The organism is Acinetobacter sp. NIPH 2100 (assembly GCF_000369805.1).
GTDB lineage: Bacteria > Pseudomonadota > Gammaproteobacteria > Pseudomonadales > Moraxellaceae > Acinetobacter.
This window is the reverse complement of the sequence record NZ_KB850224.1, coordinates 3,036,350-3,055,532: the sequence shown is the minus strand read 5'-3', so window position 1 is coordinate 3,055,532 and position 19,183 is coordinate 3,036,350. Positions and strand designations below refer to the sequence as shown.

At 41.3% G+C, this 19,183-nt stretch carries 22 protein-coding genes; 9 read left to right on the top strand and 13 right to left on the bottom strand.

Features of this window, described 5'->3' with window-relative positions:
- Window positions 1-65: 65 nt before the first annotated feature.
- A complete protein-coding gene (locus tag F887_RS03980; protein WP_005296330.1) occupies window positions 66-929 on the bottom strand; it encodes a pirin family protein in 864 nt (287 codons plus the stop codon).
- A gap of 289 nt (window positions 930-1,218) precedes the next feature.
- On the opposite strand from F887_RS03980, the gene lolA reads away from it, so the two are divergent.
- From lolA to F887_RS04005, 5 genes are all read left to right on the top strand, one after another.
- Window positions 1,219-1,923, top strand: a complete 705-nt coding sequence (gene lolA / locus F887_RS03985; RefSeq protein WP_005296327.1) for an outer membrane lipoprotein periplasmic chaperone LolA — start codon at window positions 1,219-1,221, stop codon at window positions 1,921-1,923.
- 123 nt (window positions 1,924-2,046) lie between these two features.
- A complete protein-coding gene (locus F887_RS03990; protein WP_005296325.1) occupies window positions 2,047-2,811 on the top strand; it encodes an RsiV family protein in 765 nt (254 codons plus the stop codon).
- A gap of 107 nt (window positions 2,812-2,918) precedes the next feature.
- Window positions 2,919-4,190, top strand: a complete 1,272-nt coding sequence (gene serS, locus F887_RS03995) for a serine--tRNA ligase (RefSeq protein WP_005296322.1) — start codon at window positions 2,919-2,921, stop codon at window positions 4,188-4,190.
- A gap of 67 nt (window positions 4,191-4,257) precedes the next feature.
- Window positions 4,258-5,649 (top strand): siroheme synthase CysG, encoded by a 1,392-nt coding sequence (gene cysG, locus F887_RS04000; protein ID WP_005296319.1) that lies wholly within the window; start codon window positions 4,258-4,260, stop codon window positions 5,647-5,649.
- A gap of 65 nt (window positions 5,650-5,714) precedes the next feature.
- Complete coding sequence (locus F887_RS04005; protein ID WP_005296317.1) at window positions 5,715-6,185, top strand: tRNA (cytidine(34)-2'-O)-methyltransferase; 471 nt, start codon at window positions 5,715-5,717, stop codon at window positions 6,183-6,185.
- 9 nt (window positions 6,186-6,194) lie between these two features.
- On the opposite strand, the gene F887_RS04010 is transcribed toward F887_RS04005, so the two are convergent.
- Together F887_RS04010 and F887_RS04015 are read right to left on the bottom strand one after the other, a co-directional pair.
- Window positions 6,195-6,575: a VOC family protein gene (locus tag F887_RS04010; protein ID WP_005296314.1), complete on the bottom strand. Its 381-nt coding sequence runs from the start codon at window positions 6,573-6,575 to the stop codon at window positions 6,195-6,197.
- Window positions 6,576-6,599: 24 nt separating this feature from the next.
- A complete protein-coding gene (locus tag F887_RS04015; RefSeq protein ID WP_005296310.1) occupies window positions 6,600-6,974 on the bottom strand; it encodes a winged helix-turn-helix transcriptional regulator in 375 nt (124 codons plus the stop codon).
- A 117-nt stretch (window positions 6,975-7,091) separates the two neighbouring features.
- Here F887_RS04015 and F887_RS04020 point away from each other — a divergent pair, with 117 nt between their 5' ends.
- Window positions 7,092-7,646, top strand: coding sequence for a flavodoxin family protein (locus F887_RS04020; protein ID WP_005296308.1), 555 nt, complete (start codon window positions 7,092-7,094; stop codon window positions 7,644-7,646).
- 59 nt (window positions 7,647-7,705) lie between these two features.
- On the opposite strand, the gene F887_RS04025 is transcribed toward F887_RS04020, so the two are convergent.
- The 7 genes from F887_RS04025 to rpoD all read right to left on the bottom strand — a co-directional run bounded on the left by F887_RS04025 (window position 7,706) and on the right by rpoD (window position 14,549).
- On the bottom strand, window positions 7,706-9,100 hold the full coding sequence (locus tag F887_RS04025) for an APC family permease (protein WP_032862964.1): 1,395 nt from the start codon (window positions 9,098-9,100) through the stop codon (window positions 7,706-7,708).
- 290 nt (window positions 9,101-9,390) lie between these two features.
- The gene (locus F887_RS0118050) at window positions 9,391-9,576 is read right to left on the bottom strand and encodes a glycine zipper domain-containing protein (protein WP_032862962.1); all 186 of its coding nucleotides are present in this window, start codon (window positions 9,574-9,576) and stop codon (window positions 9,391-9,393) included.
- A gap of 65 nt (window positions 9,577-9,641) precedes the next feature.
- Window positions 9,642-10,826 carry an iron-containing alcohol dehydrogenase gene (locus F887_RS04030; protein ID WP_005296306.1) on the bottom strand — a complete coding sequence of 395 codons (1,185 nt, stop codon included), beginning with the start codon at window positions 10,824-10,826 and terminating at the stop codon, window positions 9,642-9,644.
- A 1-nt stretch (window position 10,827) separates the two neighbouring features.
- Entirely contained in the window at window positions 10,828-11,361 is a 534-nt protein-coding gene (locus F887_RS04035) for a hypothetical protein (protein ID WP_005296304.1), read from the bottom strand.
- 81 nt (window positions 11,362-11,442) lie between these two features.
- Window positions 11,443-12,096 (bottom strand): lipoyl(octanoyl) transferase LipB, encoded by a 654-nt coding sequence (lipB, locus tag F887_RS04040; RefSeq protein ID WP_005296303.1) that lies wholly within the window; start codon window positions 12,094-12,096, stop codon window positions 11,443-11,445.
- A gap of 149 nt (window positions 12,097-12,245) precedes the next feature.
- Window positions 12,246-12,533, bottom strand: coding sequence for a YbeD family protein (locus tag F887_RS04045; RefSeq protein ID WP_004669225.1), 288 nt, complete (start codon window positions 12,531-12,533; stop codon window positions 12,246-12,248).
- A 129-nt stretch (window positions 12,534-12,662) separates the two neighbouring features.
- Window positions 12,663-14,549: an RNA polymerase sigma factor RpoD gene (gene rpoD / locus F887_RS04050; RefSeq protein ID WP_005296302.1), complete on the bottom strand. Its 1,887-nt coding sequence runs from the start codon at window positions 14,547-14,549 to the stop codon at window positions 12,663-12,665.
- A 348-nt stretch (window positions 14,550-14,897) separates the two neighbouring features.
- On the opposite strand from rpoD, the gene F887_RS04055 reads away from it, so the two are divergent.
- Complete coding sequence (locus tag F887_RS04055; RefSeq protein WP_005150329.1) at window positions 14,898-15,104, top strand: PA3496 family putative envelope integrity protein; 207 nt, start codon at window positions 14,898-14,900, stop codon at window positions 15,102-15,104.
- A gap of 71 nt (window positions 15,105-15,175) precedes the next feature.
- Entirely contained in the window at window positions 15,176-15,700 is a 525-nt protein-coding gene (locus tag F887_RS04060) for a YecA/YgfB family protein (RefSeq protein WP_005150330.1), read from the top strand.
- Between the two features lie 125 nt (window positions 15,701-15,825).
- Here F887_RS04060 and F887_RS04065 read toward each other — a convergent pair whose 3' ends face one another.
- On the bottom strand, window positions 15,826-16,431 hold the full coding sequence (locus F887_RS04065; protein WP_005296300.1) for a LysE family translocator: 606 nt from the start codon (window positions 16,429-16,431) through the stop codon (window positions 15,826-15,828).
- A gap of 102 nt (window positions 16,432-16,533) precedes the next feature.
- Between F887_RS04065 and F887_RS04070 the strand changes: the two genes are divergently transcribed.
- On the top strand, window positions 16,534-17,427 hold the full coding sequence (locus tag F887_RS04070) for a LysR family transcriptional regulator (protein WP_005296298.1): 894 nt from the start codon (window positions 16,534-16,536) through the stop codon (window positions 17,425-17,427).
- A gap of 27 nt (window positions 17,428-17,454) precedes the next feature.
- Here the strand turns inward: F887_RS04070 and F887_RS04075 are convergent, their stop codons facing one another.
- Window positions 17,455-18,075 carry a DedA family protein gene (locus tag F887_RS04075; RefSeq protein ID WP_005296296.1) on the bottom strand — a complete coding sequence of 207 codons (621 nt, stop codon included), beginning with the start codon at window positions 18,073-18,075 and terminating at the stop codon, window positions 17,455-17,457.
- 147 nt (window positions 18,076-18,222) lie between these two features.
- Window positions 18,223-19,155 (bottom strand): oxygen-dependent tRNA uridine(34) hydroxylase TrhO, encoded by a 933-nt coding sequence (locus F887_RS04080; RefSeq protein ID WP_005296294.1) that lies wholly within the window; start codon window positions 19,153-19,155, stop codon window positions 18,223-18,225.
- Window positions 19,156-19,183: the final 28 nt, after the last annotated feature.

Here is a 19,183-nt window from a genome sequence, read left to right as displayed (position 1 = left end):
TTGTTCGAAAAAACCCGCTTTGAGCGGGTTTTTTTATGCCTAGAGAATTTTATGGTGAGCGAGTACTAAGGTTTTCCAAATTGTCCTGTTTTTAAATCTTCATAGGCCTGCAGAATTTCCTCATAACTGTTCATGACAAAAAAGCCATGCCCGTTGATCGGCTCCTGTAAGGGTGGCGCAGATAAAAATAACAGATCACAATTCTCTAAAGCGGTGATTGCAGCATCATTGTCGAAACTAGACATGACAGCCAAAGCTTGTTCTTCCAAAACATCTTCATGCGCTGTGAATTGAAGCTTGCCTTTACGTAAATAAATGAGGGTGCTGTCCCCGTGATTGGCTGGCAGGGTAAGATGCTGTCCTTGATTGAGGTGGACATCAAATACATTCATTGGGCTGTAGGTGTGAGCAACGCCCTGTATATTTTGGAACTGACCTGCGACGATACGAACATAACCTGCATTATTTTCTAGTAAGACTTTTGGGATCTTATGATTCAGTAAGCTTTGATAATGGGGTGCGGACATTTTATCTTTTGCGGGTAGGTTGACCCACAATTGCACCATTTCAAAGAATCCACCTTGCTCGCGAAAGGCAGGACTAAAATGTTCAATATGTTGTATACCCGACGCCGCTGTCATCCACTGTACATCACCTTGCTGAATGACGCCTCCGCTTCCAGTAGAGTCTTGATGCATGAGTTCACCTGCAAAAACAAAGGTCACGGTTTCAAAGCCGCGATGTGGGTGTTCATTTACACCTTTTTTCGTACTTTTGGGGGGCAAGCGTCCAGGTCCAATATGGTCTAAAAGTAAAAATGGGGAGGTGGTATTGCCAAGTTCCTGATAAGAAAAGACTGAAAGGGCAGGATAAAAGTCACCAATCGCAAATCGGGTGTCATTGCGATGGATAAAGGCAAGGCTTTTCATGGAGGATGCTTTTTAAAATTATTGGTTTTAGGTTATCAAACTCTCATTTTTCGTCTAGATCATTGTTGATGAATAATTTCTCTGATCAGACATTGAAATCCGTAGTAGGTGAATGGTCGAAAAATTGATTTTCATTCTTACAATCTCTACATAAAGGCTGCAACTTCATACATAATGCAGAACTTTGCGACACGAATTACACAAAATCGTTGCTTTTCTTCATTTTTTTAATGATCAAAAACAGTAAGATGTCGTCATACCAGTAGAAATCTGATAGAAGGTTGTTTTTATGAATTTCGTAAAAAAAATGGCTTATGCTGCAACGTTAAGTGCAATGACACTTGCTCCAGTTGTGAGTAGTCAGGTATTCGCTGCACCTGTAGCTGCATCGGCTCAGCAGGCGACCACAAGTTTGGTTCAACAGTTATCTGGCTTGCAACGATTCACCGCAGATTTTGAACAAACTACAAAAGTTGCACCTAGTAATAGTAATAAAGTCGCACAGAAAAAGGGCTTAACTGCTCAACATATGAATCAGACGTTCAAAGGGACTATGAAAGTTGAACGTCCTGGGAAATTCTATTGGGAAACCACCAGTCCTGCAAAACAAACTATTGTGACTACAGGTAAAGTAGTGTGGATTTATGATCCAGACTTACAGCAAGCTGTTCGTCAAAGTTTAGATGATCAAATTGCTAATACGCCTGCATTATTGTTATCAGGCAATACCAATCAGATCATGCAGTCCTATCGTGTGACTCAGCCTGATCGTAGCAAACTGTATTACACCTTGTATCCAAAGCAGGAAGATGGTGCATTCCAAAGCTTAACCATTAGTTTTGGTGCTAATAAAGCACCGAATTTAATGGTATTGCAAGACTCTTTGGGCCAAACCACTTATGTCCGTTTTAGCAATATTAAAGTGAATCCAACGATTCCAGCATCAGTGTTTAATTTCACGCCGCCTAAGGGTACAGATATTATTGATCAGTAATTCTTGGTTGAACTTTAAAAAAGCCGCACCTGTTGCGGCTTTTTTATGTGAAGCTCGGATACATTTTTTAATTTCATCTCAAGGCAAGGCTTTGTATAGTGAAGAAAAACATCAGAGACTTGCATGACGATGAATACTTCACAATTATCAAAAATTATTCCACTTGTTCCGATCCTAACCGTCGTTGCGCTCGTAGGCTGCCAGCCGAAAAAAGATACCGCTGCGACAACTGAAAAAGTGGATATTCCTCTGATTCAAGCCAAAGTCGTAGCCGTCAAAATTCCAAAACAAAAAGTCTGTTTGGAGGATGGTTGTACCAATTATGATTTACAAACGGTTGAAACCAATCAGAAATGGATTGATGAGTATTTTGTAAATCGGATGAAAAAAGCAGAACCGAATGCATTTTCAAATGTTGCAGATCAAAAAGTAAAAGTTCCTGCGGATGAACCATCACAGAGTGAAAGTAGTACTTATGTACGCTTTATTGGGCAAAACTATAATCTAGCCACGTTTGCGATTCAGACCTATTCTTATTCTGCTGGTGCGGCACATGGTATGTCACATCAAGAATTTGTGAATTTTGACTTAACTAATAAAAAACACATCACGGTCAGTAAATTGCTTAAACCTGATATGAATACCAAACTGCGTGATGAGCTTTACGCATCTAATCAAAATTGGTTAGAAGATCATCGTATTAAAAAAGAGCAATTACAGGTCAGCGATAACTATTATTATGGTGTAAATGGCATTGTATTTGTTTATCCATTGTATGAGTTAGCTTCTTATGCTGAAGGTATGAGTGAACTCACCTTGCCGTATTATGCGGCCAAGCAGTTTGTAAAAGCAGAATATTTACCAAGCTTGCCTAAAGATCCGATCTAGTTTGAGGGCAGCATCTATATATCATGCGTAGATGCTGCGCAAGCGCTGTATTTTTTTGGGTTAAAGCCTTACACTATAGCCAGTTTTTTCTCTATTCATGATTGATTATGATCGACCCAAAATTACTCAGAAATAATATTGAAGCAGTCAATGCTGCTTTGGCAAAACGTGGTATTCAGTTAAATGTACAAGAGTGGGCTGATTTAGAAGCTCGCCGTAAAGATTTGCAATCCAAAGCTGAAAACTTACAAGCAGAGCGTAATGCTGGCGCTAAACAAGTCGGTCAAATTAAAAAGTCGGGTGGAGATGCTTCTGAGATCATGGCACGTATGACTGCCATTGGTGATGAGATCAAAGCGGCTGAAGTGGCTTTGGCGGAGTTACAAGCTGAGCTTGAACAAAAGTTTCTGGCTATTCCAAACTTGCCTGATGAGTCTGTTCCATTTGGTAAAGATGAAAGCGATAACCTTGAAATCTTAAAATGGGGTACACCACGCCAATTTGATTTCGAGATCAAAGATCATACCGATCTTGGTGAAATGATGGGTGGTCTCGAATTTGAAACAGCAACCAAATTAACAGGCTCACGTTTCAGCGTATTGAAAGGGCCTTTAGCGCGTCTACAACGTGCTTTGGCTCAATTCATGCTCGATACCCATACCCTTAAAAATGGTTATACCGAAGCTTACGTGCCGTATTTGGTTAATGCAGACAGCCTACGTGGCACAGGTCAATTACCAAAGTTTGAAGAAGATCTTTTCAAGCTACAAGGTGAAAAAGAATATTACCTCATTCCAACCGCTGAAGTGCCAGTGACGAACTTTGTGCGTGACGAAATTATTGACGCTGATCGTTTGCCGTTGAAATATTCTGCACATACGCCATGTTTCCGTAGCGAAGCAGGTTCTTATGGCCGTGATACCCGTGGTTTGATTCGCCAACATCAATTCGACAAGGTCGAAATGGTGCAAATCGTGAAACCAGAGCACTCTATGCAGGCACTTGAAGAATTGACTGCACATGCAGAGGGCATTTTACAGGCATTGGGCTTACCGTACCGTAAAATTTTGCTCTGTGGTGGGGACATGGGCTTTGGAGCAGTTAAAACCTATGACCTAGAAGTATGGGTGCCAAGCCAAGATACTTATCGTGAAATCTCAAGTTGCTCAAATGTGGGTGATTTCCAAGCACGTCGTATGAAAGCACGCTACCGTGTTGATCAGAAGAAGATCGAATTGGTGCATACCTTGAATGGTTCAGGCTTGGCCGTTGGTCGTACCTTGCTTGCGGTGATGGAAAACTATCAACGCGCTGATGGTTCAATCGAAATTCCAGAAGTTTTACGTCCATATATGGGCGGTGTTAGCTATATCGACTAAACTTTGCATCGATTTTGTGCATAGTTTTTGCTTTAGCTCAATCAGATTGAAAATATAGAGGCATCACGTGGAAATTTTCCCAATCTCTTTAAAGTTGCAACAGCAACGTTGTCTGATTGTGGGTGGTGGGCATATCGCCTACCGCAAAGCAAACTTATTGGTCAAAGCAGGTGCAATTGTTGATGTCATTGCGCCTGACATCATTCCTGAATTATGCCAGCTTGTTGAGCAATCAACAGGGCAATATATTCAATCGCCTTTCTCTGAAACTGTTCTGGCAACAGCTTATCGCTTAGTGATTGCCGCAACAGATCAGTCAGCGGTCAATAAAACGGTATTTGAACAGTGTGAACAGCGTAATTTGTTGGTGAACAGTGTCGATGATATTCCACATTGTCGATTCATGGTGCCAGCGATTATTGATCGTTCCCCCTTAGTGATTTCAGTGGCTTCCAATGGCGCATCACCTGTTTTATCCAGACAATTGCGTACCCAAATCGAAACCATTGTGCCGCATGGTATGGGTAAACTAGCTGAGTTTTCAGGTCAATGGCGCAAGCAAGTCAAAGCTAAAATTGCCAATCCTGATGAGCGTCGTATCTTTTGGGAAAACCTGTATGCTAGCCCACTGAAAGAGCAGGTCTTTAATGACAATCTTGATGTGGCTAACGAGCTGATTCAGCAAGCTTTAACTGAATGGACTGCACCAAAAGGCGAGGTGTATTTGGTGGGTGCGGGGCCAGGTGATCCTGAGCTTTTGACTTTGAAAGCATTACGTTTGATGCAACAAGCGGATGTGGTGATTTACGATCGCTTGGTGTCTGCGCCAATTTTGGATTTGTGCCGTCGTGATGCTGAAAAGATTTACGTTGGTAAAGCACGTTCCAATCACTCTGTTCCACAAGATGGCATCAATGCCTTATTGGTGGAATATGCACAACAAGGTAAACGTGTATGCCGCTTAAAAGGTGGTGATCCTTTTATCTTTGGGCGTGGTGGAGAAGAAATTCAGGAATTGGTTGAAGCCAATGTGACTTTTCAGGTTGTACCCGGTATTACAGCAGCTTCAGGTTGTTCAGCGTATGCAGGTATTCCACTAACCCATCGTGATTATGCGCAAAGCGTGCGATTCTTGACGGGTCATTTAAAAGAAGGCTCACCTGAGCTACCTTGGAATGAACTGGTTTATGAAAACCAGACCTTGGTGTTGTACATGGGCTTGGTCGGTTTGGCGCGTATTTGTGAGCAATTGATTGCGCATGGTCAACGTCCAAGCATGCCTGTGGCTTTAATTTCAAAAGGCACCACCCCTGAGCAAAAAGTCGTGGTTGGCACATTGGCAGATATCGCGACCAAAGTATCTGAACATCAGATCGTAGCACCAACTTTAACCATTATTGGTGAGGTGGTGAGTCTACGTGAACAGTTAAAATGGCAATCCCTCCCAACCTCCCTTTAAAAAAGGGAGGAGTCCCCCTCTTTTAGAAAGAGGGGCTAGGGGAGATTTTAAAGTAGAGAAAATTTGTGATTCATGTCGTCCTATACGAGCCTGAGATTCCAGCGAATACGGGTAATATCATTCGTCTATGTGCCAATACAGGTGCGCAACTACATTTGGTCAAACCTTTGGGTTTTGAGCTGGATGACAAAAAGTTGAAACGTGCAGGATTGGATTACCACGAATGGGCGAGAATGCAAATTTGGGACACGATCGAACTTTGCCTTGCTGATTTAAAAGCGAAGGGGGTAGAGCATGTTTTTCCACTGACCACTAAAGGTGCAGCAACACCGCATACCGTTGATCTGAATCGTCCCGTGGCCTTGTTGATGGGGCCTGAAACGCGTGGTTTGCCTGAGCAGGTACGCCTGATGTTCCCGCAAGAACAGTGGATCCGTTTGCCGATGGCTGAAAACTCAAGAAGCTTGAACCTTTCTAATGCAACCGCCGTGATTGTCTATGAAGCATGGCGACAACAAGGTTTTAAACAACTCTAGTTTCATCGCCTAGAGATCACCATACGGGCTTGCAACCACCAAGGTATAGCCATTTAGATCTCTAAACCAAATCTCTCGATGATGTGCATTGGGATTGTATTTGGGACCTTCTAAAATTTCGACTTGATGGGTTTGTAAATTCTGTACAATCTCATCAAATCGATTGCTTTCAAACCACAATAAAACCCCATTCCCAATCATCCGTTTGGGGTCGCCAAGATGTGGATGTTCATGTGCTTGCCATTGATGCAACTGCAACACCATGCGCTGTTCAAACAACAACTGTTCATATTCTTTGCCGCTATGACCACTGTCTAGACCAAGTATTGTCTGGTACCACTGACTGGTTTTCTCAACATCTGCAACTGCAATTAAAGGTTGTGGATACATACGAACCTCACCATATCGTCTGGTTTATTCTTCTTGAATTGAATCAAACCGTTGTTGGGCATAAATCACTTGTTCGATATTACTTTCAGCCCAATCTTTCAGTTGATACGCCATTTTCGCAACTTCTAAGCCGAGTGTTGTGAGTGAATAATCAACTCGAATCGGCGCAGTATCTTGTACTTGCCGTTCAATAAAACCATCACGTTCCAGCATTTTGAGTTTTTGCGAAAGTACTTTAGGGGAAATGCCTTGGATGTTTTTTTTGAGTAAATTGAAGTGTTGGGTCTCTCGAGCAAGGACATTAATAATCAACAAAACCCATTTATCAGCAATTTTTTCAAAAAATAAACGAGCAGGACAATGTTGTTGATAAATATCGTATTTTAATGCCTGATTCATAGCGACAGCCCTTATTTTCTCAATGGGATGTCAGTAGTTACCAATTGGTAACTAATTGACACCTAGTTTCTAAAATATATCATTAAATCGAACTTTTTAAAAATTTTGGATCATCCCATGACAAAAATTGCGGTTGTATATTTCTCTGGCTACGGCCATACCAAAGTGGTTGCTGAAACTTTTGCGGGCGCAATCGATGCCTCTCTGATTGAAATTGATCAGAATGGTGATATTACAGCGCAAGATTGGCAAACTTTAAATGATGCACAAGGTATTGTCTTCGGTGCACCTACGTATATGGCGGCGACACCTTGGCAGTTTAAGAAATTTGCTGATGCATCTTCAAAAGTTTGGTTTACCCGTGGCTGGCAGGATAAAGTCTTTGCAGGCTTTACCAATAGCGCGAGTTTGAATGGTGATAAGCAAGTTACCTTGATTCAATTACAAACTTTAGCTTCTCAGCATGGTGGGATTTGGGTGAGCTTGGGATTATTGCCTGCTAATACTAAAAATGCTAAACGTGAAGATGTGAATAATTTAGGTGGTTCTGTCGGATTATTGGTTCAATCACCATCAGATGCCAGTACTGATGAGATCCCAACTGGGGACTTGGAAACGGCGAAGCTTTACGCACAAAGAGTGAAAACAATTGTTGAAAAGCTGCATGGTTAAATTAGCAAGTCATAAAAAAAAGGCGCATTTAGCGCCTTTTTTTATATCAGGTTGTCAGATTAGTGTCTGTCATCAAATTCATTATGCTGTGGTGCATTGTATTTGAAGCCCTTGGTTTTATAAGCAAGATAACCGACACCGATGACGGCCCAAGCCAAGCCAATCTGTAAAGCCAATTTATCAATTTCTAACCACATCATAAATACACTGGCGAAACCGAGTGTAGGAATGATGATGTAACTGATAATGTCTTTTGGTGTCTTGTTCTTACCATCTCTCAACGCGTAACGAGAAATTACCGAGAAATTAACAAAGCTAAATGCGGTTAAAGCACCGAAGCTAATCAAGTTCACGATATGCTCAAGATCAAGGAAACCTGCAGATAAAGCCACGACACCGACAATCAGGATGTTGTAAGTTGGTGTATGCAAACGTGGGCTAATATGACCGAATAATTTCTTATTGATCACGCCATCACGACCCATCACATACATCAAACGTGATACACCTGCATGTGCCGAAATACCAGATGCCATGACTGCCACCACTGCAAAGTATAAAACCATGGTCTTAAATGCAAGGCTACCAATCGCTGCAACCATGACTGGCTGAGATTCATCCAGTGGGTTGAAGTAGGTATTCGGATTGCTAGGGAAGTAAAGCTGAATAAAGTAGGTACTGACAATAAAGATGATCCCTGCAAGTAATGCAGTGGTGAAAATTGCACGTGGCAACGTTTTTTCGGCATCTTTGGTTTCTTCTGCAAGTGAAGATAAAGCATCAAAACCAGTAAATGAGAAGCACAGAACCGTTGCACCTGCAATTAATGCCCCGACAGAGGTCATTTCATTCCAGAATGGCGCGAGTGACCATAGTTCTGCTTTGTCTGGATTTAGTGTGCCATCAGCATAGACCCCTTGTGTCAGCAGAACATACACCTGATACACAAAGTAGAAAATAACACCGAGCTGGATCACGACAATGGTACTGTTAAAACGTGCAACGAAACGTGCACCAAACAGGTTGATCACCGTCATAAGTACGGTTAAACCAATGACCCAAATCCAATTATTTACTTCTGGGAAGAGTGCTCTCAAATAAATATCTGCAAGGATAATATTGACCAGAGGAGAAAGCAGATAATCTAACCATGAAGACCAACCCACCATAAAACCAACATTAGGGTGAATCGACTTTTGGGCATAGGTATATGCAGAACCAGAAGATGGATAACGACGAATCATGTGACCATAACTGATTGACGTTAAAAGAATTGCAACTAAGGCAAATATGTAGGATGTCGGTACATGACCACCGCTTCTTTCAGATACCAAACCAAATGTATCAAATAAAGTTAATGGCTGAATGTAAGCTAGGCCGATAATGATGATGTGCCAAAGCACAAGATTCTTTTGCAGCTTCGCTGTTGGTTGAGTCCCGGATGGATTTGTCAACGGCGTTATCCTCATAATCGTTGATCAAAGATCAGCTTTTAGTGTTAAGGATCGTTTGAGACGAAAACGATCCCCCGTACAAAAAACGAAAGTGCGCCAATCTATCCTAAAACGCTATAAATTGTCAGTACTTTTATGCTTTTTTTAGCAAGTTTTTTGCCAAAAAGCGAAACAAATCGATGAATAAAGATTCATTTCAAAGCAAAAGGCCTTGATAAGCCTACTTATATGAGGGAATTGGTGATGGTTGTTTCTTTTGAATGAGGGGGAGCGGAATTACGGATGGCTTATTAATTATCATGAAAATCAATATTTTGGTTGCTCTTGCAACTCCGATAGGCGCTAAATAGAGTGGCAAAGATGAGACCAAAAGCAACGCCAATCGCGACTTGATTGAACGCCGCCCCTAGAGCAGCGCCAAAAGCTATACTTAAGGCGATGTACTTGCCAGATCGTTGTGTATTGTTCTCTGCCATGAAAATAACAACCGCCTTAGATATGCTTAATTAAACTCTTGCATCACTTTTGTTTGCTGAATGAATTACCACGCTTTTTGTAAAATAGCGCGGATATCTTGCAAACTTGCTTCTTTCGGATTGTAAATGATTGAACCATCATTTAAAGCCTTTTCTGCAACTTCATCCAACTGAGCTTCAGTGATTTTAGCTGTTTCACGTAAAGTACGAGGAAGTTTGGTCAGGCTAAACAAGCGATCACGCATTGCAAGAATCGTGGCAATGGCTTTATCGGCACGTAGGTTTGCAGGTGTTTGTGCATAAATATCTGCGCCAGCGAGTGGAAGTAGCAATTCACCAATCTTATCGCCATTAATCTCTTTGTTATATTCAAGCACGTATGGCAGGAATAAGTTCATGCATAGACCATGCGGAAGATGGGCAACCGCACCAAGCGCATGACCAAGTGAATGCACTAAGCCGACCATTGAGTTCGAGAAGGCAATACCAGCCATGGTTGATGCTTGAGCAAGTTCTAGGCGACCTTGTGCATCACTTGGATTGTCTAAAACTTTAAATAAGTTTTCGCTAATTTTTTTGATACCCGCACTGGCATAGGCATCGCTCAGAGGATTGGCTGCCAAGCAAGTATAGGCTTCAACACAGTGCGTTAGCGCATCCATACCTGTCATTGCGGTCAAATGAGGTGGGAGTGTCTGTGTCATGCGTGGGTCAAGAATTGCGGCATGTGGCATCAGGTAATACGATGCAAATGCCAGCTTCACATTCTTTTGTGTATCAGAAACCACAGCAACCATGGTTGCTTCAGATCCTGTACCCGATGTGGTTGGAATTACGAAGAATGGTTTGAGTGGTTTTGGCAGATTATGCGCACCTGAATATTGCAGGAGATCGTCACCACCTTCAGACACCAAAATATTGGTTGCTTTAGAGGTGTCGATGACCGAACCACCGCCAATCGCAATGATTGCATCACATTTCTGTTTACGGTAAAGCTCTGCCGCTAAGCGAACCACTTCCAAGCTTGAATCTGGTGGAACGTCATCAAAAATCGCGCCAATCACAGCATCAGTGGTGCTGAATGCCGCTTCGATTGGGGCAAGCAAACCATTGGCACGCACACCTTTATCAGTAATGATCATCGGGCGTTTTGCACCAAGTGTCGCAAGTTCAAAAGGGATGTGCTCTAACGCAGCGTTACCAGCAATGACTTTTACTGGACAGAAAAACTCGTAATAAGGCTTAGCCATGTTATGCGCTCCGTTTGAAATATGATTTCGCGACTTTAAGATAGATATTTTTTGCACCCGTGAATTTTTCTTTAAATGTCAATTCGGTAGGGTAGCGTTTTACGGCAAGTGAAGCGATCAATTTAGGTAAGATCAAGGCTTCCATTTTATTCAGGCAGCGCACAAGACGGATGGCGCTAGAGACATCACCATCGGCGATCATACGGTCATTGGCGAAGGCTTGTGCGGTACTTTCTTGGAATGAAAAAACCAAGAAGGCATGAGTGAGATGCTTGAAGGTAATGGTTAAATCAGGCTTACCTTTATAATTTGGCAAAAGCTCTAATTGTTTTTTTTCGGTCACCCGAGCAATAAATGCTGGCCCATTTGGAAAAACATTCATTGAAAGGATAAAACCAATAGGAAACTTTGAGACTTCCTGTTGGACTTCACTGTCTACTTGGCTTGCCATGACTAGGCCACGACCCACGACATCCATCATGAGTTTGACATAGGCAAATTGCAAAGTGGGCTTCACTGCTTTGGTCGAAATCACTTGCGTATCCCTTGTTAAAATTATGCAAAAGCTAATTTAGAGTATTTACTCTAATTTATTTTATTAGAATTGAAAAGTAAATTATTCAGATTTGACTACAAGGTCATTAAAGAAGTCGGTATTTTTTAGATAAGCGACGAAATCATGACACAGTTGTTCAAAGCTTGGGTAATCTTGTAGCAAATCTTGTAAGCGCACCATTTCTAAACCTGCGTAGCCGCATGGGTTAATGGTTTGAAAACCTGTTAGGTCGCAGTCGATATTAAGTGCAAGACCATGATAACTACGGCCGCGACGGATTTTAAAACCGAGTGAACCAATCTTTCTTCCGTCTACATAAACTCCAGGTGCATCAGGTTTGGCGTAGGCATCGATATTGTATTGCTTGAGCAGATCAATCATGGCTTGCTCGGCAAAAGTGACTAAAGTACGGACATGCCACTTCAAGCGATTGAGATCTAATAGGAAATAAGCCACCAACTGACCTTTGCCATGCCAAGTGACTTGACCGCCACGATCTGTATGAACAATCGGAAGATTACTGTGCAGCAGAATATGTTCAGGCTTGCCTGCTTGACCTTGAGTCAAAACATCTTGGTGTTGTAATAACCAAACTTCATCAGGTGTGGTTTCATCACGGTGTGTTGTAAACTCTTTCATTGCTTCAAAACGAGCCGTGTAATCTTGTAGATCATTGAAACAGCGAATGATTAAGGTGGGTTTCGCAGCACTCATTACAGCAGAACTTCCTTTACAGTTTTTAATGGATCAGTGGCTTAATTATGTAATGATTTTGAAAAGATAAATAGCCATTTATCAAAATGTTGGATGTTATTTTTAGTGCAAAAAAAATCCAAAACACTTGCGTATTTTGGACTTCTTTATTAAAGCGCTGTCTTAATTAAAGGACAGGCTGCAAGGTCAGCGTATAAGGCATGAACTTGTTCCAACTCTTCAAAGCGTAATTGTGCAGTTAAAGAGTGGTATTTGCCTGTACGTGACGGCTGAACTTTCACTGTTTCGCCATCAAATTCAGGGAAGTGCTTCTGCAAAATATCAACAACAGCGACTCGAAGTTCATCCCCTGCATTACCAATCAATTTGATTGGATAGTCCATCGGGAAAACCCAAAGATGTTCTTGCAATTCACGAGAAGGAGTGCGGTCTAACATGAGCAACCTCTTAATTTGAAACGCCTGCATCAGTGCAGGCGCTTTTGATCTAATACATAAATGGGGATGAAGTGTTGAACTTCAAGTCTTAACGAAGGGCTTTAACCCTCACTCAAGATTTCCCAAATATTAGTCATTTTCCAAGAATGAACGTAGGTGTTCTGAACGAGAAGGGTGGCGAAGTTTACGCAACGCTTTCGCTTCAATCTGACGAATACGTTCACGTGTTACGTCAAACTGTTTACCGACTTCTTCTAAAGTATGATCGGTTGGCATATCAATACCAAAACGCATTTTCAATACTTTCGCTTCACGTTCGGTTAAGTTTTCAAGTACTTCACGAGTGGCTTCTTTTAAGCCTTCTGAAGTTGCAGCATCAATTGGAGACGTGATGTTGCCATCTTCAATGAAATCACCAAGATGCGAATCTTCATCATCACCAATCGGTGTTTCCATCGAAATTGGTTCTTTTGCGATTTTAAGTACTTTACGAACTTTAACTTCGTCCATTTCCAGACGCTCACCCAATTCCTCAGGAGTAGGTTCACGACCCATTTCTTGAAGAAGTTGACGAGAAACACGGTTGATCTTGTTGATGGTCTCAATCATGTGTACTGGAATACGAATGGTACGTGCTTGGTCCGCAATCGAACGTGTGATCGCCTGACGAATCCACCAAGTTGCATAGGTCGAGAATTTATAACCACGACGGTATTCAAACTTGTCTACGGCCTTCATCAAACCGATGTTACCTTCTTGGATCAGATCGAGGAATTGTAAGCCACGGTTGGTGTATTTCTTCGCAATCGAAATTACCAAACGTAAGTTTGCCTCAACCATCTCTTTCTTGGCACGACGTGCTTTTGCTTCACCAACCGTCATACGTTTAGAGATATCTTTGATATCTTTAACGTTTAGGCCAAGATCTTTCTCAATATCGGCAATCTTTTGTTGGAATGCCAATACATCAGGGCGAACTTTTTCTAAATGACCTTTGGTTTCAGCAGGTGCTTTTGCAATCTGCTCATCTAACCAAGCTAGATTTGATTCTTGCTCAGGGAAGGTCAGACGGAACTGATTGCGATCCATACGACCACGACGTACGGCATAACGCATAATTTCACGTTCGTTTGAACGGATTTGCTCATGTGTGCCACGGATCATTTCTGAAATGATTTCAAATAAACGAGGTGTAAATTTGAACATCATGAAGACAGCAGCAAGCGACTCAAGCGCAGCATTCGCTTCAGCACTGTTACGGCCATGTTTTGTGATGATGGCTTTGGTCTCATTCCAAGCGTTTTCTAGCTCAGTGAAACGTGCTTTTGCAATTTCAGGATCTGGACCTGAATCACCTTCAGAATCATCATCACCTTCAGACTCTTCTTCTTCGTCATCATCATCAAGTTTGACATCTTTTGCTTTAGCTGGAGATTTTTCATCTTCCTCTTCAAGCTCAGTTTCTTCTTCAAGAACTTCAGGAATTTCTTCATCAGATTCTGGATCTAAATAGCCAGATAGAATATCGGCAAGACGACGCTCACCTGTTAAAAAGTCATTATATTCTTGTAAAACAACTTCAACCGCATTTGGCCAGTAAGCAATCGAATGTAAAACGTCACGAATACCTTCTTCGATACGTTTTGCAATGCTAATTTCGCCTTCACGCGTAAGAAGTTCAACCGTACCCATTTCACGCATATACATACGCACAGGGTCAGTGGTACGACCAGGCTCACTTTCAACCGATGCTAATACGGCAGCAGCTTCTTCCTCAGCAACCTCATCGGCTGCTTCAGTTGATTCACCAAACATGGTGTCGTCAGTTTCTGGCGCACGTTCATGCACTGGAATACCAACGTCTTGAAGCATCTGAATGATGTCTTCAATCTGCTCACTTTCCGTAATTGAGTCTGGTAGATGATCGTTAACCTCAGCGTAAGTTAAATAACCTTGCTCTTTGCCTCGGCTAATCAGAGCCGCTACTTGCGAAGTAGGGGAATTCATATCGCTCATCTTTGCTTACTCTTTTGTTGAATCTGGGGCGGTGAAAAACCGTGCATGATAGCACAATTCACGATGAATGTTTTGGATTCGATCCGTTAACTTTAAAATAAAAATAGCTTTGTTTTCACCTTCGTTCCTTGAATATGGGGTTAAGTCATAATTTTTCAAGCTGTTGATCCCTCTTGTAGGACTTTTTTGATTGCTGTTGTCCTTAGATTATAAATACACAAAAAAACTGATGAAAAAAAGTACAAAACATCATTTTATAGCAAAAAAAACAAATAAAACTTGACAAGGTTGGCTAAGACCGATAAATAGCGGCTAGACCCATTTATATTTTTTCATTAGAGGTACTTAGTGTCTTCTACAGATTTTGAATTAGATGATGATAACTATGGCGAAGATGATGCAGGTTTTGATGAGTCATCTGGAAAAATTACTGCCAAAGAATCATTAGAAAAGCGCCGTTTGATCGATGATCTCTTGGCTCAACGTCGTTTAGAGCGAGAATTAAAAGATTTTGATTACGATTTCGACGACGATGACCTTGGTGACGAAGACTAAGCAAAATTGCTGAGACTTTACGCCTGAAAATGTTATGCTGTTGCCGATGTATTTTTGAAATTGGATAAAGAATGAGCACGTTAGATTTAGACTTATTAAGTAATTATCTTGACGGTGATCAAAACGAATATGGTCTAGATTTCGCAGCGACTCATGGCTTTTTGTGTGCGATTGCGGTTGGACCAAAATTTGATCGTTGGTTGGATGAGCTTTTTGAGAGCAACCAAAAGAAATTACCTGCTGAAATTATTGAACAAATCCATGCATGGTTAGATTCTATCCGCCAAGATTTAGCGAATGAAAATGGAATCGAATTTCCATTTGAAATCGAAGAGGCAAGTGTAGAGTCTAGTCTTGGTGATTGGAGTGTCGGTTTTGTCGATGCAATGTTCTTAAATGAAGATGCATGGTTTGCACCCGAGTTCGAAGAGCAGTTGATTGATTTAACACTGCCAGTAATGGTGTTCAGCGGCATTGATGAAGAAGATCCGCAAATGGAATCATTCCGCCGTAATGGTCAGTTGATGGATGAGTTAGCGGAAGAAATTCCAAATAATTTAAATGAACTTTATCTCATGTATCACACACCAGCGTGATTGAAATGTTGAGCTACTGCAAGGGTGGCTCACGTATCGCAGAGTAGATTCAATATTAAAACGTCCCGCGAGGACGTTTTTTTATCTCTGAATCTTTTGCTTCAAGTTTCTTTGAAGTAAATGGTTTAAAACGTAGTAAACAATAAACTCAGTCCTAATCCAGCCAAGACCACACCAATACTTTGATTGATGCGGATTTGCTTGGCCAGAATTTTATTTCGAATCATGGGGGTAGAGCAGAATAGGGCAATAAGGGCAAACCACAGCAGATGAGTTCCCGACATGAAAACGCTGTAGGCGAATAGCTTCACGCTGTTGTTTTCTGGTGTCATGATTTGTACAAAAATACTCATTACAAAGAGTGTAGTTTTGGGGTTTAAGCTATTGGTGAAAAAGCCCTGTTTGAATGCTTGCCAATGGGTTGTCTCTAGGCTTTTCACATCTAAATTAACTGGTGGTTGAGCAAAGGTTTTATAGCCGATATAAATTAAATAACTGGCACCAAGATATTGGATCAGATGAATCAAGCTCGGCAAATATTGTTGTAAGAAAGTGAGTCCAATCAAACTATAGCTAATATGGACCCATACACCACAAGCAATACCATAAGCAGTATACAACCCTAGATTTCGACCATAGAGATAGCTGTTCCGGGTCACTAGCGCAAAGTCAGCACCTGGGCTAATCACGGCAAGTACAGTGACTAAGCTCACCATTATAATTTCATTCACTCATCTATTCCTAAATTGATTTCTATAATAATTATTATATTTTTCATATATTTGTTATATTTAAAATCGAAATTAATTCTTGTTGATACATGAGTTTTTGGAATGATAGAACGTTTATCTTTGAATTCACTTAAGTTTTTTTATTATGTGGCACGTTATGAGAGCATGACGGTTGCTGCCGAAAAACTGTATGTGACTCAAGGAGCGGTGAGCAAGCAGCTTAAAAATTTAGAAGAAAGCTTGGGTTTTGCCTTATTTATCCGAGAAACGAGAAAGTTATGCTTAACTCCTGAGGGTGGGGTCTTATTTGATTGCTGTCAGCAGGTTTTTCAGCAGATTGATCAATGTTTATTGCAGTTAACACAACATACACAGGCGCAACGGAATCTTGTTCTTTCCTGTGAACCGACCATTGCGATGAAATGGCTGATTCCTCGGTTGGTGCATTTTAAACAGCTATATCCAGAGTTCGAGGTCAGTTTGTTAACGGGCGGTGGTGTTGTAGATTTTAAAACACAACACATTGATCTGGCTTTAAGGCGAGATGATTTTGCTTGGGGAGAAGCGATCTATAGCGAAAAAATAGCCAATGAACAGATGCTATGTGTGACAGCCAGCCAGCATCAATCTTCAACAACTCAGATGTTTATTTCCAAGTCGAGAGCAAAATTATGGCGACAGTTTAGAAGCCATCACTCAGAACAATTTAATGATTTCAAGCAATCTACGCTTGAGCATTTTTATTTGTGTATAGAAGCGTGTTTGGCTGGTTTAGGTGCAACTGTCGTTTCAGCTTACATGGTTGAAAGGGAGGTTCAGTATCAAATGTTAACCGCATTAACACCTGTCTATGCAGATGGTTCATCTTATTATCTATTATCAGCTCAGCCCTTTGAAAATGATGTAAGAAAATTACTGCTCAGGGATTGGCTTAGAGATGAAATGCAAAAGAGCCAGTTAGGCTTTGCTAGATCAGAGCAAGTCAATATTGAATGACAATGCGGTTTGTACAGCCGTAGTTTGTTATTTCTGCTCTGATTTCACAAGATAAAACTTTTTCAAGGCCCACCATGCAATGTAGAGAATGACAATTGCTAAAATCAGGTAGCTGATACGCTGCATGATTGCGCTCATTAAGGCCTGATTTTCGCTGAAATGAAAGCCGAGATAGGCTAAAAAGCTAGTCCAGATCACGGTGCCTGCAATGCTATAAAACATAAACTTTGCAAAAGGCATTCTACTCATACCAGCAGGAATACTAATTAAAGAACGCACCGCTGGAATCATTCGCCCGAAGAAAACAATGCGATGCCCATGCTTGTTAAACCACGTTAAGGCTTTTTCTAAGTCGGCCACCTGAATACGTAAGTATTTTCCATAACGCTCTATGAAATTAAACAGACGTTGCTGAGGAACTTTTCGTCCTACCCAATACAGCAGCATCGCTGCGAGAATCGAACCCACACTGCCCGCAATAATGACACCGATGAGGGTGAGCTCGCCTTTTGATGCAGTATAGCCCGCTGAAGGCATAATGATTTCAGATGGAATAGGGGGGAAGACATTATCGAGAAACATCAATAATGCGATACCTAAATACCCAAGTTTTTCCATGGCGGATAAAACCCACTCTTCCAGTCCCATAATACCCTTATATGATTCATTTGATTATTGTTTTTGAGCATAGTGATAGTTGATGCAATGCTCAATAGTCGAATCGTTACATCATTTTTATCATCTCAATAAAAAAGCCATAGTTGAACTATGGCTTTTAATATGCTTTTCTTCAGCTTACAGGCGTTTGCGTTTTGCTGCTGCAATTTGTGATTGGCGCATACGGAAGCCTGCTTTTTGCTTGTCGGTGGTTTTATCAATACAGTAAACACAAGAAACACCGTGTTCATAACTGGTTAGTTCAGCTTCAACTTTGGTCAGTGGCCAACCGCAAGCATGACACTTGATGTTTTCACCTTCTTCAACGCCGTGTGTAACCGCAGTACGGCCATCAAAAACGAAGCATTCACCTTCCCACATACTTTCTTCAGCAGGGGTTTCTTCGAGGTATTTAAGAATGCCACCTTTGAGGTGATAGACTTCATTAAAGCCTTCTTGTAAAAGCAGTGAGGTTGATTTTTCACAACGGATACCACCCGTACAGAACATCGCAATTTTTTTATCTTTATGTTGTTCAAGATTTTGTTTTACATATTCAGGAAATTCACGGAATGATTCTGTTTTAGGATCGACAGCACCCTTGAAGGTACCCGCCTTGTATTCATAATCATTACGGGTATCGATGAGGATCACATCATCACGACTAATTAGCTCATTCCATTGTTTAGGATCAAGATAGTGGCCGACTAAATCACGCGGCTTCACTTCTACACCTAAAGTTACAATTTCATTTTTAAGTTTAATTTTCATTTTACGGAATGGTTTTTCAGAGCTTTCTGACTCTTTATATTCCATTGCGTTAAAACCTTCGTTCAAAAGGAATTGATGAACTGAATCAATTGCGGCACGATCGCCTGCAACCGTACCGTTAATTCCTTCAGAGGCTACAATTAGAGTTCCACATAAATTGATGCTATTCACTAAGTCCAAAAGACGTTGTTGCAGATCTGCTGCATCTGAAACTTCTTTAAATTGATATAGTGCCGCAACAACCCAATTATTGGTCGCTTGCTGTTCTACAGGTGCAAGCTGTTCTACAGTAGCGTTCATGGATAACTCCAAATGTATTAAGATAGAA